A 14,771-nucleotide genomic window follows, 5' to 3' on the forward strand; every position below is an offset into this window, starting at 1 on the left:
GCAGGAGTGTTATCAAAACGTCACCTGGGGCTCCTGCCCGGGGAGCCGGGCTCCGCGTGGACGGAGCCGGCCACGGCAGGGCGCGGACCGTCACGTCCCCGCAGCCACCGTCGTCGGTCGGGGTGAGGCCGATCCTCGCCTCGACCGAGACCCCTGCCCCCTGCCCCCGACCCCGAGGAGCGACCATGTCCGCGACCCACGACCACGAGCACGCGATCCGGCAGCTGCTGGGGTCGCTCGTCGGCGCCCTGCGCGCCAAGGACCTCGACGCGGTGCGCGAGATCTACGCACGCGACGTCGTCTCGTTCGACGTCGAGCCCCCGCTGCAGCACGTCGGGATCGACGCCAAGCTGCGGAACTGGGTGCAGGTGTTCGACGCCTTCGCGACCGTCGACTACGAGCTGCGCGACCTCGCCCTGACCGTCGACGAGCACGTCGCCTTCGGGCACGCCTTCGGCCGGCTCAGCGGCACCCTCGCCGACGGCACGCCCGTGCCCGGGACGTGGGTCCGCGGCACGTTCGGCCTGCGTCGCGACGGTGAGCGCTGGCTGGTCGCGCACGACCAGGTGTCCGTCCCCGTGGACGTGCGCATCGGAGCCGCGGCCGTCGACCTCGAGCCCTGACCCGGGAGAGCCGGGCCGGCACGGCCGCGTCGTCAGCCCAGCGTGAAGAGCACCCGCCGGTCGGGCACCGACGCCTCGGCCAACGTCGCGCGGACGCGCTCGCCCAGCGGCAGCCCGGCGCCCTCGATGCGCGCCCGCACGGCCGGCGCCTCGAGCATGACCTCGCCGCGCTGCGGGTTGTCCGCCGTGCCGTCCTCGTCGTCGCCGCGCACGTCGACGACGACGCCGTCGAAGGCCTGCCCCTCGCGGCCGGCGAGCAGCGCCGCCTCGACGACGTCCACGCAGCCGCGCTCGAACGCGCCCGCCGTGCGGGAGGCAGCCGCCATCGTCTCGGGCAGGCTGGGGAGCGCCTCGGTCACCCAGGCGGGCGGCTCCTTGCCGGCGGCGTGGGCGAGGCACACCTCCGTGGCGTAGCGGTCGGCGAGCCGCCGCAGCGGCGCCGTCACGTGGGCGTACTCGGCCGCGATCGCCGCGTGCCGGGCGTCCGCGGGCAGCGCGACCGGCGGCCCGCCGTCGGGCCCCGGCACGCCGAACGCCAGGTAGCCCGCGCCCCGGAAGAGCGACGTCGCCTCGGCGAGGAAGGCCGCGTGGGTGGGACGACGGGACTCGAGCGTCGGGACGAGCTGCGCGTACGAGACCTCCTCGGGCCAGTCGATGCCGAGGGCCGCGGCGGTCCGGCGCAGGCGCACGACGTCGCGGTCGTCCGCCGGGGGCAGCGTGCGCAGCAGGCCGACGCCCGCCTCGCGCATCATGGCCGCCGCGGCAATGCCGGTGAGCAGCGAGATCTGCGCGTTCCAGCCCTCGACGGGAAGGGTGCGCCGCAGCTCGAGCGTGAACGACCCGTCGGGCCCGGACGCGATCTCCTGCTCGGGGACCTCCAGCGACACCCCGCCGCGGTCCCGCTCGCGCTCCTGCCGCAGGCGGCCCACGTCTGCGAGCAGGGACAGGGAGTCCGACGCCGTCCCCGCGTCGAGCTGGCCCTGGACCTCGCCGTAGGTGAGGCGGGCGCGCGACCGCACGGTCGCGCGGGTCACGGAGCTGCTCGTGATCTCGCCGTCCGCGTCGAGCCCGATCGTCCACAGGACGGCCGGACGGTCCTCGTCGGGCAGCAGGCTCGCGGCGCCCTCGGAGAGGACGGGCGGGTGCAGCGGGGTGCGCACGTCCGGGCCGTAGACGGTCGTGCCGCGACGGTGGGTCTCGGCGTCGAGCGGGCCGCCCGGCCGGACGAACGCGGCGACGTCCGCGATGGCGTACCGGACGATGTACCCGCGGCCCGACGACGCGACGTGCACCGCCTGGTCGAGGTCCATCGAGCCGGGCGGGTCGATGGTCACGAGCTCGACGTCGCGGCGGTCCTGACGTCCCTGCCTTCCCGTGCCCCCGAGGGCCGACCCGCCGTCCGCGGCGGACTTCTCCGCCTCGTCCCGCACCTGGGCGGGGAACATCGCGGGCAGGCCGACCTCGGCGCGGAGCGCGGCGAGGGCGTCGGCGACCTCGGCCGGGCCCGCCTGGGCGAGATGGAGCTGACGCGTCGGCACCGCTCGACCGTAACGGCGCACGCCGGGGGCCGCGCGGCGAGGGACCCGACCGTGAGGCACGGCACGGCGGTCGCCCGGGGTTTCGACAGGCTCCGCCGCGGCCAGATATCTTGATGTCAAACAATCTCTCGTCCACCACTGCCCTGCCTAGGGAGCATCGCCGCATGACCACCGAGTCCCGGCCCGAGGCCGCCACGATCATCTACACGCACACCGACGAGGCGCCGCTGCTCGCGACGTACTCGTTCCTCCCGATCGTCGAGGCGTACGCCGCCCAGGCCGGGGTCACGCTCGAGACGCGCGACATCTCCCTCGCGGGCCGCATCCTCGCCCAGTTCCCGGAGCGGCTCACCGACGACCAGCGCATCGGCGACGCGCTCGCCGAGCTGGGCGCGCTGGCCACCACCCCCGGCGCCAACATCATCAAGCTGCCGAACATCTCGGCGTCCGTGCCGCAGCTCAAGGCCGCCGTCGCCGAGCTGCAGGCCCAGGGCTACGACGTCCCGAGCTACCCCGAGGACCCGCAGACCGACGCCGAGAAGGACGTGCGCGCCCGGTACGACAAGGTCAAGGGCTCGGCCGTGAACCCGGTGCTGCGCGAGGGCAACTCGGACCGCCGCGCCCCCGCCTCGGTGAAGAACTACGCGAAGGCGCACCCGCACCGCATGGGCGCCTGGTCGGCCGACTCGAGGACGAACGTCGCGACGATGGGCGAGAACGACTTCTTCTCCAACGAGAAGTCCGTCGTGGTCCCCGCCGACGACACCCTGACGATCCGCCTGGTCACCCCGGCCGGCACCACCGTCCTCAAGGACGGCCTGAAGGTCGAGGCCGGCGAGGTCGTCGACGCGACCTTCATGTCCGTCGCGGCGCTGAACACCTTCCTCGCCGAGCAGGTCGCCCGCGCCAAGGCCGAGGGCGTGCTGTTCTCCGCGCACCTCAAGGCCACGATGATGAAGGTCTCCGACCCGATCATCTTCGGCCACGTGGTGCAGGCGTTCTTCCCCGCCCTGTTCGAGAAGTACGGCGACGAGCTCAAGGCCGCGGGCATCTCCCCCAACGACGGCCTCGGCTACCTGCTGTCCACGGTCGACACGCTGCCCCACGGCGCCGAGATCCGCGCCGCCGTCGAGCAGGGCCTCGCCGACGGCCCGGCCCTCGCGATGGTCGACTCGGACCGCGGCATCACCAACCTGCACGTGCCGTCCGACGTCATCATCGACGCCTCCATGCCCGCGATGATCCGCGGCGGCGGTCACATGTGGGGCCCCGACGGCAAGGAGCACGACACGCTCGCCGTCATCCCCGACTCGTCGTACGCCGGCGTCTACCAGACCGTCATCGACGACTGCCGCGCGAACGGCGCCCTCGACCCGGCCACCATGGGCTCCGTGCCCAACGTGGGCCTCATGGCCAAGAAGGCCGAGGAGTACGGCTCGCACGACAAGACGTTCGAGATCCCCGCCGACGGCACCGTCGAGGTCGTCGACGCGGCCGGCGACGTGCTGCTGAGCCACGACGTCCAGGCCGGCGACATCTGGCGCGCCTGCACCACCAAGGACGTCGCGATCCGCGACTGGGTCAAGCTCGCCGTCAACCGCGCCCGCGCCACCGGCTCCCCCGCCGTGTTCTGGCTCGACGCGCAGCGCGGCCACGACGCACAGCTCATCGCCAAGGTCGAGGAGTACCTGGGCGACCACGACACCGACGGCCTCGACATCCACGTGATGGCGCCGGCCGAGGCGACGGCGTTCTCCCTCGCGCGCATCCGCCAGGGCCTCGACACCATCTCGGTGACGGGCAACGTGCTGCGCGACTACAACACGGACCTGTTCCCGATCCTCGAGCTGGGGACGTCGGCCAAGATGCTGTCGGTCGTGCCGCTGATGAACGGTGGCGGCCTCTTCGAGACCGGCGCCGGCGGCTCCGCCCCGAAGCACGTGCAGCAGCTCCTCGCGGAGAACTACCTGCGCTGGGACTCGCTGGGCGAGTTCTTCGCGCTGGCCGCGTCGTTCGAGCACCTGGCGACCGTCACCGGCAACGCGCGCGCCCAGGTGCTCGCGGACACGCTCGACCGCGCCACGGGCACGTTCCTCGACCAGGACAAGTCGCCGACGCGCCGCGTCGGCGGCATCGACAACCGCGGCTCGCACTTCTACCTCGCCCTGTACTGGGCGCAGGAGCTCGCCGCGCAGTCGGACGACGCCGAGCTGGCCGCCGCGTTCGGCCCGCTCGCGGCGTCCCTCGCCGAGCAGGAGCGGACGATCGTCGACGAGCTCGTCGGCGTCCAGGGCTCGCCCGCCGACATCGGCGGCTACTACCGCCCCGACGCCGCCAAGGCCGCCGCGGTGATGCGCCCGTCCGCCACCTTCAACACGGCGCTCGAGGCCCTCTGACGCCGAGATAGAGAAGGCGAACCCGCGAGATAGAGAAGCCCGGAGGGGCCGCACCGGCTGCGGCCCGTCCGGGCTTCTCTATCTCGCGGGTTCGCCTTCTCTCTCGGCAGCTACCAGGACCAGCCGCGGGAGCTGAGCTCCAGCTCCTCGCGCAGCCGTTCGGCGGACTCGGCACGCTCGCCGGCGCGCATGGGCAGGTCGACGACGCTCAGCCCGGCGAGGCGGCACGCCTCGCGCAGCAGGGCGTCGTAGGCGCCCTGCGCGGCGCGCGCGTGGTGGGCGCGGGCGAAGACCTGCGGGTCGTCGTCGATGGCGCGCAGCTCGCGGGCCAGCTCCCCCAGGCGCACCTGGACGGTCAGCGTCAGCAGCGGGTCGGCGGCGGGGGCACGACGACGGAGCGCTCGGCGGGTGACGGCGTCGCGGTGCGCGTCGGAACGCGCCCACGACCGGGCGGCGACCGTCGCGACCAGCGCGAACGCCGCCGTCAGGAGCGCCAGCTGCCACGTCATCGGAGCACCACCTCCGCACCGTTTTCAGCCTATGCCGGGCGCTGCTCGCACGCGACAATCGACGGCATGCCGGCGCACCGCCCGATCCTGGCGACCCTCGTCGCGCTGGTCACCCTGCTGCTCACGGCCTGCGGCTCCGCCGCGCCTCCGCAGGCCGACGAGCAGCCCCTGGTGCTCGCGGCCGCCGAGGCGATGCCGGCGGGCACGACGGGCGTCGTCGACGTCGGCGGCCGGCCCGTCCAGCTCCACGTGCCGCCCGCGTACCAGCCCGACCTCCCCGCCCCGCTCCTCGTCGTCCTGCACGGCTTCGGGTCCGACGCGGCGCGCGCGGACGCCATGCTCGGGCTGCGGGACCAGGCCCTCGCTCGCGGCGTGCTCTACGCCCTCCCCGAGGGCACCGAAGGGCCCGACGGGCGCCGGTTCTGGAACGCGACCGACGCCTGCTGCGGCGCCGACCGCGCGGGCGTCGACGACTCCGCGTACCTGGCACAGGTGATCCGCACGCTCGCGGCCACCTACGCCGTGGACCCCGCGCGGGTCGCGGTGGTCGGGTACTCCAACGGCGGCTTCATGGCCTATCGCACGGCGTGCGACCACGCCGACCTCGTGTCCGTCGTGGTGTCGCTCGCGGGCGCGATGCCGGCGGACGACGGCGCCTGCCGCCCGTCGCGCCCGGTGACCGTGGTGCAGGCGCACGGCGCGGACGACCCCGTGATCCGCGCGGGCGGCGGGGTCCGCGACGGGCACGCCTACCCGGCGGCGGCGGAGTCGGCCGCCGCCTGGGCGCGTCACGACGGCTGCGCGGCGGCCCCCGTCACCGCTCCCGACCGGCGCGACCTCGACAGCGCGGTGCCCGGCGCCGAGACCAGGGTGACGACGTGGGGCGGGTGTACGGGCGGCGCCGAGGTCGAGCTGTGGTCGATCGCGGGCGCGGACCACTCCCCCTCGCTCGCCCCGGCGTTCGCGACGGCGCTGCTCGACCTCGTCACGGGCGCGCGCTGACGACGACCAAGGCTCGCCTGCCCTTGCTGGCGGCGCCCGGGAAGGCTCCTTAACCTGGAATGGTTCAAGAGAGCGATCGTCACCGGAAGGAAGGTTCACCCATGACCACTCCCACGATGAAGCGCAACACTCCCCGCGCCGAGGCCTCCGACAAGCTCCGCGCTCACCTGCAGCGCGTGCTCGTCGCGCTGGTCGACCTGCACGTCCAGGGCAAGCAGGCCCACTGGAACGTCACCGGCCGCGGCTTCCGCGACCTGCACCTCCAGCTCGACGAGCTCGTCGACGTCGCCCGCGAGCACAGCGACACCGTCGCCGAGCGCCTCCGCGCGCTCCAGGCCGTGCCCGACGGCCGCACCGAGACCGTCGCCACCACGACCGACCTGTCGCCCTACCCCGCCGGCCTGGTGTCGGTGGAGGACACGGTCGACGCGATCGTCGAGCGCGTCGCGCAGACCGTCGAGGTCGCGCGCGAGGTGCACGACGACGTCGACGCCGAGGACCCGACCAGCGCCGACCTGCTGCACGAGATCATCACCGACCTCGAGAAGCAGGCCTGGATGATCTCGTCGGAGAACACCGAGGTCTGAGCCGGGGCGCAGGCTCGGCCCTACCTCAGGAGCCGAGGTCCGGTCGCCTGCTGACGACGACGGCGCGGTCCCCCAGCGGGGGGCCGCGCCGTCGTCGTGCGTGCTGCGGCCGTCAGATGACGCCGAAGGCGATCATCGCGTCGGCGACCTTGGTGAAGCCGGCGACGTTGGCGCCGACGACGTAGTCACCGGGTGCCTCGTACTCCTCCGCCGTGGCGAGGCAGCTGTCGTGGATGCCGGTCATGATCTCGGCGAGGCGGGACTCGGTGTGGTCGAAGCTCCACGAGTCGCGCGACGCGTTCTGCTGCATCTCCAGCGCCGACGTCGCGACGCCGCCCGCGTTCGCGGCCTTGCCCGGGCCGAACAGCACGCCGGCCTCGCGCAGGAGGGCGACCGCCTCCGGGGTGGTCGGCATGTTGGCGCCCTCCGCGACGGCGCGCACGCCGTTCGCGACGAGCTGCTTGGCGTCGGCCTCGGAGAGCTCGTTCTGGGTGGCGCAGGGCAGCGCGACGTCGGTGGGGACGTCCCAGATGCTGCCGTCGGACACCAGTCGGGCGCCGGGACGCAGGTCGACGTAGTCGGCCACGCGTCCGCGCCGGACCTCCTTGACCTCCTTGAGCAGGTCGAGGTCGATGCCGGCCTCGTCGACGACGTAGCCCGACGAGTCCGAGAACGTGATCACGCGGCCGCCGAGCTGCTGCGCCTTCTCCGCCGCGTAGATCGCGACGTTGCCCGAGCCGGACACGGAGACGCGACGGCCGTCGAAGCTCTCGCCCTGGGTGCCGAGCATGCTCTGCGCGAAGAGGACGGCGCCGTAACCCGTGGCCTCCTTGCGCACGAGCGAGCCGCCCCAGGTGAGGCCCTTGCCGGTGAGCACGCCGGACTCGTAGCGGTTGGTGATCCGCTTGTACTGGCCGAACAGGTAGCCGACCTCGCGGGCGCCCACGCCGATGTCGCCGGCGGGCACGTCCGTGTACTCGCCGATGTGGCGGTACAGCTCGGTCATGAACGACTGGCAGAACCGCATGACCTCGCCGTCGGACCGGCCGCGGGGGTCGAAGTCGGAGCCGCCCTTGCCGCCGCCGATCGGCAGCCCCGTGAGGGCGTTCTTGAAGATCTGCTCGAAGCCGAGGAACTTCACGATCCCCAGGTACACCGAGGGGTGGAAGCGCAGGCCGCCCTTGTACGGGCCGAGGGCCGAGTTGTACTCGACGCGGAAGCCGCGGTTGATCCGCACGCGGCCCGTGTCGTCGACCCACGGCACGCGGAAGATGATCTGCCGCTCGGGCTCGCAGATGCGCTCGAGCACTGCGGCCTCGACGTACTGCGGGTTCTTGCGCAGCACCGGGCCCAGCGACTCGAAGACCTCGCGCACGGCCTGGTGGAACTCCACCTCGCCCGGATTGCGGCGCAGCACCTCGGCGAACACAGGCTGCAGACGGTCTTCCATCGGGGCTCCTCCCGGTTGGTGGGGAGCGCGCCCGCAAGGCCCGGAGGGCGGCACGGCACACGCACGTCCCTTGCAGGGTATGTGTCCGCGAGACGTGATCTCACGCGTCGAGACGGTCACCGGCGTGCGCCGTGCGTCACCCGGTGCGGCACGGTGGGGCGCGGGACCGGTGCTGTCCTGCGCCCCTCCTGTCAGCCGAAGATGCGCGGCAGGGTGCCCTCGTGCGCCTCGCGGGCCTCGGCGAGCGGCACCGTGAAGGTCTCGCCGTCGAAGCCGCCGGCCACGGCCAGCTCCTCGCCGCCGGTGCGGCCGAGACGCAGCACCGGCACACCGGCGGCCTCGGCCACCGCGACGAGCTCGGACTCGTGCTCCGGGTCCACGGCCACCAGGGCGCGCGCGGTGGACTCGCTGAACAGGGCGGCGAACGGCGTCACGCCGTCGCGGCCGGTGACGCCGTCGAGCGCGACGTCGGCGCCGACTCCGTAGCGCAGCGACGCCTCCAGCAGCCCCTGGGCGAGGCCGCCCTCGGACAGGTCGTGCGCGGCGGCGACCAGGCCCTGCTCGCGCGCCTCGACCAGCGCCGAGGCGAGCGCGCGCTCGGCCGCCAGGTCCACGCGCGGCGGCAGGCCGCCCAGGTGCCCGTGCTCGACGTCGGCCCACGCGGAGCCGTCGAGCTCGTCGGCCGTGCGGCCCAGCAGCAGGATCGACAGGCCCTCGGCGCGCCAGCCCGACGGCACCGCGGTGCGCACGTCGTCGATGACGCCGAGGACGCCGACGACGGGCGTCGGGTGGATCGAGGAGTCGATCTGCCCGGGCTCGCCGGTGCCGTTGTAGAGCGAGACGTTGCCGCCCGTGACCGGGACGCCGAGCTCCTGGCACGCGTCCGCGAGGCCTTCGATCGCCTCGACGAGCTGCCACATCGAGTCCGGGTGCTCGGGCGAGCCGAAGTTGAGGCAGTCCGTCACGGCGAGCGGCTTCGCGCCGGCCGTCGCGACGTTCCGGTACGCTTCCGCGAGCGCGAGCTGGGCGCCCGTGCGCGGGTCGAGCTTGCCGTAGCGGCCGTTGGCGTCGGTGGCGAGGGCGACGCCGCGGCCGGTGGCCTCGTCGACGCGGACCACGCCGCCGTCGTCGGGCTGCGCGAGCGCGGTGTTGCCCTGGACGAAGCGGTCGTACTGGTTCGTCACCCAGGCCTTGGACGCGAGGTTCGGCGACGCCAGCAGGCGCAGCGCGGTGGCGCGCAGGTCGTCGGCCGACGTCGGGCGGGCCAGGCCCGCGGCGACCGTGGTGTCGGCCTGCAGGCCGTCCTGCCACGCCGGGCGGGCGTAGGGGCGCTCGTAGACGGGGCCCTCGTGCGCGACCGTCTTCGGGTCGACGTCGACGATGCGCTGGCCGTGGTGGTCGATGGTGAGTCGGCCGGAGTCGTTGACCTCACCGATGACGGCGGTCTCGACGTCCCACTTGCCGGTGATCGCGAGGAACTGCTCGAGCTTCTCGGGCGTGACCACCGCCATCATGCGCTCCTGCGACTCCGACATGAGGATCTCGCCGGCGTTGAGCGTGGGGTCGCGCAGCAGCACGTCGTCGAGCCAGACGTGCATGCCGCCGTCGCCGTTGGACGCCAACTCGCTCGTGGCGCAGGAGATGCCCGCGGCGCCGAGGTCCTGGATGCCCTCCACGACCTGCGCGGCGTAGAGCTCGAGGCAGCACTCGATGAGCACCTTCTCCATGAAGGGGTCGCCCACCTGGACGCTCGGCCGCTTGGCCGGCACGCCGTCCTCGAACGTCTCGGACGCGAGGATCGAGGCACCGCCGATGCCGTCGCCGCCCGTGCGGGCGCCGAACAGGACCACCTTGTTGCCCACCCCGGAAGCGTTCGCGAGGTGGATGTCCTCGTGTCGGAGCACCCCGAGGCACAGCGCGTTGACGAGCGGGTTGCCCTGGTAGGAACCGTCGAAGACGAGCTCGCCGCCGATGTTGGGCAGGCCGAGCGAGTTCCCGTAGCCGCCGACGCCGCTCACGACCCCGTGCACCACGCGTGCGGTGTCCGGGTGGTCGACGGCGCCGAACCGCAGCTGGTCCATCACGGCCACGGGGCGCGCGCCCATCGAGATGATGTCGCGGACGATGCCGCCGACGCCGGTCGCGGCGCCCTGGTACGGCTCCACGAACGACGGGTGGTTGTGCGACTCGACCTTGAAGGTGACCGCCCAGCCGTCGCCGACGTCGACGACGCCCGCGTTCTCGCCGATGCCGACGAGCAGGTGCTCCTTCATCTCCTCGGTGACCCGGTCGCCGAACTTCTTCAGGTGCACCTTGGACGACTTGTACGAGCAGTGCTCGGACCACATCACCGAGTACATGGCCAGCTCGGCGGCCGTCGGGCGGCGCCCGAGCAGGTCGCGGATGCGCTGGTACTCGTCCGGCTTGAGGCCGAGCTCGGCGTACGGCTGGACCTCGTCCGGCGTGGACGCGGCGGTCTCGACGGTGTCCAGCTGGGGGCGGGGGGCGGACACGGCTTCGGCACGGTCGGCAGCGGCGGTCATCAACTTCCCTCGGGTCGCGCGAGTACTGCAGAGCTCAGGGCTCGGACCGGGTGATCACCGCACCGCGGGGTGCCGGCATCCGGCGTCGGTCCGTGCGGGGGCGCCTTGCGGCGCGCCGCCAGTCTACCGGCGCGCGCCGCTTCTCCCGACGACGCCGCCAGGGTGCGCGCACGACCGCGCCAGCCGTGGCGGCTCGTCGTGCAGGCGGTGCTGTTCCTGGCCGCAGGAGCGCTCGCTGACGGCCGCCGGCCTGCCGGGACGGGGCGTCGGGGTGGCCGTCGTCGGCGTCGTCGCGCTGACGCGCAGGTCGTGACCTCCCGGCCAGGCGCGGATGCGGGCAGGATGGTGCCGTGCCGATCCTGCCGACCGATCGCGACCCCCGGCTGATCACCGTCCGCCGGGGCGGGACCCTCACCGACGACCACCACCGGATGCTGGCCGGGTGGGCGGTGGCCTGCGCCGACCACGTGCTGCCCTTCTTCGAGCGCGAGGCGCCGGACGACGACCGCCCCCGGCAGGCGCTCGAGGTCGCCCGCGGGTGGATCCGGGGCGAGGTGCCGATGCGCGAGGCGCACCGCACCGCGTTCGTCGCGAACGCCGCCGGCAAGGGCCGTCCCGACCCCGCCCGGTTCGCGGCGCTCGCGGCCGGCCAGGCGGTCGCCGTGGCCCACGTCGCCGCGCACGACCTGGGCGCCGCCGCCTACGCGATCCGCGCCGCGAGCGCCGCGGCCCCCGCCGGCCGGGCCGAGGCCGCCCGGCTCGCCGAGCGGGACTGGCAACGGGAACGGGTGCCCGCCGAGCTGCTCGCCCTGGTCCTCGACGACCAGCGGGCGCGCTCCGCGATCTGCTGGGACGTCTTCGACGACTAGCCCGGTCGGGCGCGCACCGTCAGCCCTTCACCGACCCCGACGCGAGCCCTGCCACGTAGTACCGCTGCAGGGCCACGTACAGCACGACGCACGGGATCATCGCGACCACGGACCCGGCGGCCAGGAGCCCGAAGTTCACCTGCCCGTACGCCCCCTGCTGCAGGTTCACCAGCGACACGGGCAGCGTGTAGAGCGACGAGTCGGTGAGGAACGTCAGCGCACCGAGGAACTCCGTCCACGAGGCGAGGAACGCGTACAGGGCTGCGGTCGCGGCACCGGGCAGCACGAGCGGCCGGAGCACCGACACGATCATGCGCACGGTCCCCGCGCCGTCCACGTGCGCGGAGTCCTCGATCTCGCCGGGCACCGACTCGAACGCGTTGCGCATGACGAACACGCAGAACGGCAGGTTCACGGTCGTGTAGAAGAGCACGAGGCCGAACAGGCTGTCCGTGAGCCGCATGGCGTTCATCTGCAGGTACAGCGGGGTGAGGATCGCCTGGAACGGCACCATGAGGGTCACCAGCACCAGCCCGAACAGCAGGCCCCGGCCGCGGAAGCCGAACTTGGCGAACCCGTACCCGGCGAGGGTCGCGAGGACCGCGGTGAGCACGGCCGTCGCCACGGACACGACGACCGAGTTCACGATGCCGCGCCAGATCTCCGGCTGGTCGAGGATCAGCCGGAAGTTGACCCACGACAGGTCGAGGAAGCGCCCGTCCGGGGCGGCCACGACGACGTCGCCGGGCTGCCCGGACCGCACCAGCGCCAGCGCCAGGGGCACGAGGAAGACGAGGGCGGCGAGGATGCCGCCCACGGCGTACAGCGTGCGGCGCACGCGCGTGTCGCGCTCGGGGCCCGACGCCGGCCCCGCCGCCCCGGGCGAGGACCCGCGGCCCGGGCTCGTGCCGCGAGAGCTCCCGCCCGGTGCGCCCAGCCCGGTCGTGCCCGGTGCGCTCGTCGTGACCGCCATGTCAGCTCCTCTCCCGCAGCAGCCAGAACTGCGCCGCGGTGACCAGTCCGGTGATGACGACCAGCACGAGCGACATCGCCGTCGCCGCGCCCAGCTGCAGCTGCACGAACGCCCGGCGGTAGATCGCCATCACCACGGTGGTGGTGTCGGAGCCGGGGCCGCCCTGGGTCAGGATGTAGAACTGCGTGAACGCGAGCAGCGACCCGATGACCGACAGCACGACGGTCATCGCGATGGTGCGCCGCAGCATGGGGATCGTGATCGATCGTTCGCGCACCCACCACGAGGCGCCGTCGAGCTCGGCCGACTCGTAGACCTCGCGCGGGATGCCCTGCATCCCCGACATGAGCAGCACCATGGTGAGCCCGGACACCGCCCAGATCACCATGACGCACAGCAGCCCGGTGGCGAGCGGCCCGTCGACGAGCCACGCCGTCGAGCCGTCGGTGATCCCGAGGGCCTTGAGCACCACGTTCACCATGCCGCTGTTCGGCTGCGCCTCGAGCAGCATGAGGAAGCTGAGCGTCGTGAGGCCGATGACGTACGGGACGAAGAAGATCGTGCGCAGCACCGTGGCGCCGCGGCGGTTGGACCGCACGACCACCGCCAGCGTGTAGCCGAGCACGAGGATCGGCAGCGTGACGATCGCGGTGTAGAGCAGCGTGTAGCCGACGGCCCGCGAGAACGTGGGATCCGTGAGCACGGACGCGTAGTTCTCCAGGCCGACGAACCGCCACGTCCCGATGAGCGGGAGGTTCGTGAACGAGATCCCCACGGCGGAGACGAGCGGCACCAGCACGAAGACGACGACGAACGCCACCGCCGGCGTGACGAGCAGCACCCCCGTGCGGGCGGGATGCGTGAGGGTGCCGTGACGTCGTGCGGGCCGGGCGACGGCCGGGGCGCTCATGCCTGGGCCTGCCGCAGGATGCGGTCGTACGTGGTCTGGGCCTCGTCCATGGCGGCGTCGACCTCCCCGTCGAAGACGGCCCTGCGGAACATGCGCAGCCAGGGCCCGTCCTGCTGGTTGTAGATGAGGTTGTAGGCGAGCGTGGTGGGGGCGTACCCCGAGTCGAGCTGCTCGAGCGTGGGCGTGACGAGCGGGTGCTCGCGGGCGAACTCCGGCGTCACGACGTCGGAACGGATCGGCGAGTAGAACCCGTCGGGCATGCGTGCCTGCTGCTCCAGGGCGACGGCGAAGCGGATGAGCTCGGCCGCCCCCTCCGGGTTCTTCCCGCCCGCGGGCATGCACAGGTTGTCGCCGCCGTCGAAGAACGCGCGGCCGCCGTCCGGCCCGGGCAGCAGCACGACGCGGCTGCGCTCCAGGAGCTCGGGCGACGCGTTGGGGGCGACGACGCCGTACCCGGCGGGGAACATCCCGAGCTTCCCGGCGACGTAGTCGGCCGACCAGCGCGACGCGTCGTCGGCGAAGCAGCCGGGCGGCACCAGCTGCTCCTCCCACAGCGTGCGCTCGAGGTCGAGCGTGCGGCGCAGCGCGTCGTTGCCGGCGACGTTCCCCCGCTGGTCGCCGACGTCGCCGGCGATGAGGTCGGCGCCCGTGGCCCATACGTGCGGCTGCACGGTGAACCCCAGCGCACCGGACGCGTTGCCGGGGAACGACCAGCCGTACGTGTCGTCCCCGAGCCCCGCGATCGCGCGGGCGGCCTCGAGGATCCCCTCGAACGACGCGGTGTGCTCGTCGACGTCCAGGCCGGCGCGGTCGAACAGCTCGGTGTTGCAGAACAGGACCGAGAAGTCGCCGAGGAAGGGCACCCCGTAGTGCTTGCCGTCCTTGGTGGCGAGGGCCAGGTGGCCGGGACTGAGGGCGTCACCGAGGGCCAGGTCCTCCACCAGCGGCGTGAGGTCGGTGAACACGTCGCGGAAGGCGAACATCGTCGAGTAGATGTCGTCGATGTCGATGACGTCGGGCACCCGGCCGCCGCGGATCGCCGTGGCGACCTTGGTGACGTACTGACCGTTCTGGATCGGCGTGAGCCGCACCCGGACGCGGTCCTGCGCCGTGTGGAACGCGTCGACCACGGCCTGGACGCCGTTGACCGTGTCCGAGCGGCACCACATCTCCACCGTGCCGCGCGCGCCGTCCCCGAACCCGGGGGCGCCGACGTCGACGGCGGTGGCCGGCGTCGCGCAGCCGGCCAGTCCCACGCCGGCGGCGGCGGCGCCGCCCGCGCCGAGCAGCGCGAGCAGCTGCCGTCTGGTGAGCTCCATCGCTCTCCTCCTCCGCGCCCTCGGGCGCCGTGTCCTCCGTGTCCTGCCCGCG

The 14,771-nt window shown here is 73.4% G+C and carries 12 protein-coding genes; 5 read left to right on the forward strand and 7 right to left on the reverse strand.

The window, feature by feature from the left end:
- Nucleotides 1–185 precede the first annotated feature (185 nt).
- Nucleotides 186–623 (forward strand): YybH family protein, encoded by a 438-nt coding sequence (locus ACQP6G_RS17030; protein WP_429766017.1) that lies wholly within the window; start codon nucleotides 186–188, stop codon nucleotides 621–623.
- Between the two features lie 32 nt (nucleotides 624–655).
- Here ACQP6G_RS17030 and ACQP6G_RS17035 read toward each other — a convergent pair whose 3' ends face one another.
- Complete coding sequence (locus ACQP6G_RS17035) at nucleotides 656–2,161, reverse strand: RNB domain-containing ribonuclease (protein WP_429766019.1); 1,506 nt, start codon at nucleotides 2,159–2,161, stop codon at nucleotides 656–658.
- 164 nt (nucleotides 2,162–2,325) lie between these two features.
- Here ACQP6G_RS17035 and ACQP6G_RS17040 point away from each other — a divergent pair, with 164 nt between their 5' ends.
- Complete coding sequence (locus tag ACQP6G_RS17040; RefSeq protein WP_429766021.1) at nucleotides 2,326–4,557, forward strand: NADP-dependent isocitrate dehydrogenase; 2,232 nt, start codon at nucleotides 2,326–2,328, stop codon at nucleotides 4,555–4,557.
- Between the two features lie 110 nt (nucleotides 4,558–4,667).
- On the opposite strand, the gene ACQP6G_RS17045 is transcribed toward ACQP6G_RS17040, so the two are convergent.
- Nucleotides 4,668–5,066: a hypothetical protein gene (locus ACQP6G_RS17045; protein WP_429766023.1), complete on the reverse strand. Its 399-nt coding sequence runs from the start codon at nucleotides 5,064–5,066 to the stop codon at nucleotides 4,668–4,670.
- Between the two features lie 66 nt (nucleotides 5,067–5,132).
- Here ACQP6G_RS17045 and ACQP6G_RS17050 point away from each other — a divergent pair, with 66 nt between their 5' ends.
- Both ACQP6G_RS17050 and ACQP6G_RS17055 read left to right on the forward strand, forming a co-directional pair.
- Nucleotides 5,133–6,068: a CE1 family esterase gene (locus ACQP6G_RS17050; protein WP_429766024.1), complete on the forward strand. Its 936-nt coding sequence runs from the start codon at nucleotides 5,133–5,135 to the stop codon at nucleotides 6,066–6,068.
- A 101-nt stretch (nucleotides 6,069–6,169) separates the two neighbouring features.
- The gene (locus ACQP6G_RS17055; RefSeq protein ID WP_429766026.1) at nucleotides 6,170–6,655 is read left to right on the forward strand and encodes a Dps family protein; all 486 of its coding nucleotides are present in this window, start codon (nucleotides 6,170–6,172) and stop codon (nucleotides 6,653–6,655) included.
- Between the two features lie 112 nt (nucleotides 6,656–6,767).
- Here ACQP6G_RS17055 and gdhA read toward each other — a convergent pair whose 3' ends face one another.
- A complete protein-coding gene (gdhA, locus tag ACQP6G_RS17060) occupies nucleotides 6,768–8,105 on the reverse strand; it encodes an NADP-specific glutamate dehydrogenase (protein WP_429766027.1) in 1,338 nt (445 codons plus the stop codon).
- A 191-nt stretch (nucleotides 8,106–8,296) separates the two neighbouring features.
- Nucleotides 8,297–10,648, reverse strand: a complete 2,352-nt coding sequence (gene purL / locus ACQP6G_RS17065) for a phosphoribosylformylglycinamidine synthase subunit PurL (protein WP_429766028.1) — start codon at nucleotides 10,646–10,648, stop codon at nucleotides 8,297–8,299.
- A gap of 350 nt (nucleotides 10,649–10,998) precedes the next feature.
- Here purL and ACQP6G_RS17070 point away from each other — a divergent pair, with 350 nt between their 5' ends.
- Entirely contained in the window at nucleotides 10,999–11,517 is a 519-nt protein-coding gene (locus ACQP6G_RS17070) for a putative immunity protein (RefSeq protein ID WP_429766030.1), read from the forward strand.
- Nucleotides 11,518–11,536: 19 nt separating this feature from the next.
- On the opposite strand, the gene ACQP6G_RS17075 is transcribed toward ACQP6G_RS17070, so the two are convergent.
- Genes ACQP6G_RS17075 through ACQP6G_RS17085 form a run of 3 tightly spaced genes read right to left on the reverse strand, consistent with a single transcriptional unit; the run spans nucleotide 11,537 to nucleotide 14,719 of the window.
- Nucleotides 11,537–12,490: a carbohydrate ABC transporter permease gene (locus ACQP6G_RS17075; RefSeq protein ID WP_429766031.1), complete on the reverse strand. Its 954-nt coding sequence runs from the start codon at nucleotides 12,488–12,490 to the stop codon at nucleotides 11,537–11,539.
- A 1-nt stretch (nucleotide 12,491) separates the two neighbouring features.
- A complete protein-coding gene (locus ACQP6G_RS17080; RefSeq protein ID WP_429766033.1) occupies nucleotides 12,492–13,400 on the reverse strand; it encodes a carbohydrate ABC transporter permease in 909 nt (302 codons plus the stop codon).
- Nucleotides 13,397–14,719 (reverse strand): ABC transporter substrate-binding protein, encoded by a 1,323-nt coding sequence (locus ACQP6G_RS17085; protein ID WP_429766035.1) that lies wholly within the window; start codon nucleotides 14,717–14,719, stop codon nucleotides 13,397–13,399. The genes ACQP6G_RS17080 and ACQP6G_RS17085 overlap by 4 nt, the downstream gene beginning before the upstream one ends.
- Nucleotides 14,720–14,771: the final 52 nt, after the last annotated feature.

The sequence above is a fragment of the Isoptericola nanjingensis genome, assembly GCF_050311635.1.
Classification (GTDB): domain Bacteria; phylum Actinomycetota; class Actinomycetes; order Actinomycetales; family Cellulomonadaceae; genus Isoptericola; species Isoptericola nanjingensis.

Bases quoted from the DNA above. Each gene is read 5' to 3' on its own strand.
- purL (WP_429766028.1), bottom strand. From the start codon at position 10,648: ATGACCGCCGCTGCCGACCGTGCCGAAGCCGTGTCCGCCCCCCGCCCC.
- ACQP6G_RS17045 (WP_429766023.1), bottom strand. From the start codon at position 5,066: ATGACGTGGCAGCTGGCGCTCCTGACGGCGGCGTTCGCGCTGGTCGCG.
- ACQP6G_RS17040 (WP_429766021.1), top strand. From the start codon at position 2,326: ATGACCACCGAGTCCCGGCCCGAGGCCGCCACGATCATCTACACGCAC.
- ACQP6G_RS17055 (WP_429766026.1), top strand. From the start codon at position 6,170: ATGACCACTCCCACGATGAAGCGCAACACTCCCCGCGCCGAGGCCTCC.
- ACQP6G_RS17075 (WP_429766031.1), bottom strand. From the start codon at position 12,490: ATGGCGGTCACGACGAGCGCACCGGGCACGACCGGGCTGGGCGCACCG.
- gdhA (WP_429766027.1), bottom strand. From the start codon at position 8,105: ATGGAAGACCGTCTGCAGCCTGTGTTCGCCGAGGTGCTGCGCCGCAAT.
- ACQP6G_RS17050 (WP_429766024.1), top strand. From the start codon at position 5,133: ATGCCGGCGCACCGCCCGATCCTGGCGACCCTCGTCGCGCTGGTCACC.
- ACQP6G_RS17085 (WP_429766035.1), bottom strand. From the start codon at position 14,719: ATGGAGCTCACCAGACGGCAGCTGCTCGCGCTGCTCGGCGCGGGCGGC.
- ACQP6G_RS17080 (WP_429766033.1), bottom strand. From the start codon at position 13,400: ATGAGCGCCCCGGCCGTCGCCCGGCCCGCACGACGTCACGGCACCCTC.
- ACQP6G_RS17030 (WP_429766017.1), top strand. From the start codon at position 186: ATGTCCGCGACCCACGACCACGAGCACGCGATCCGGCAGCTGCTGGGG.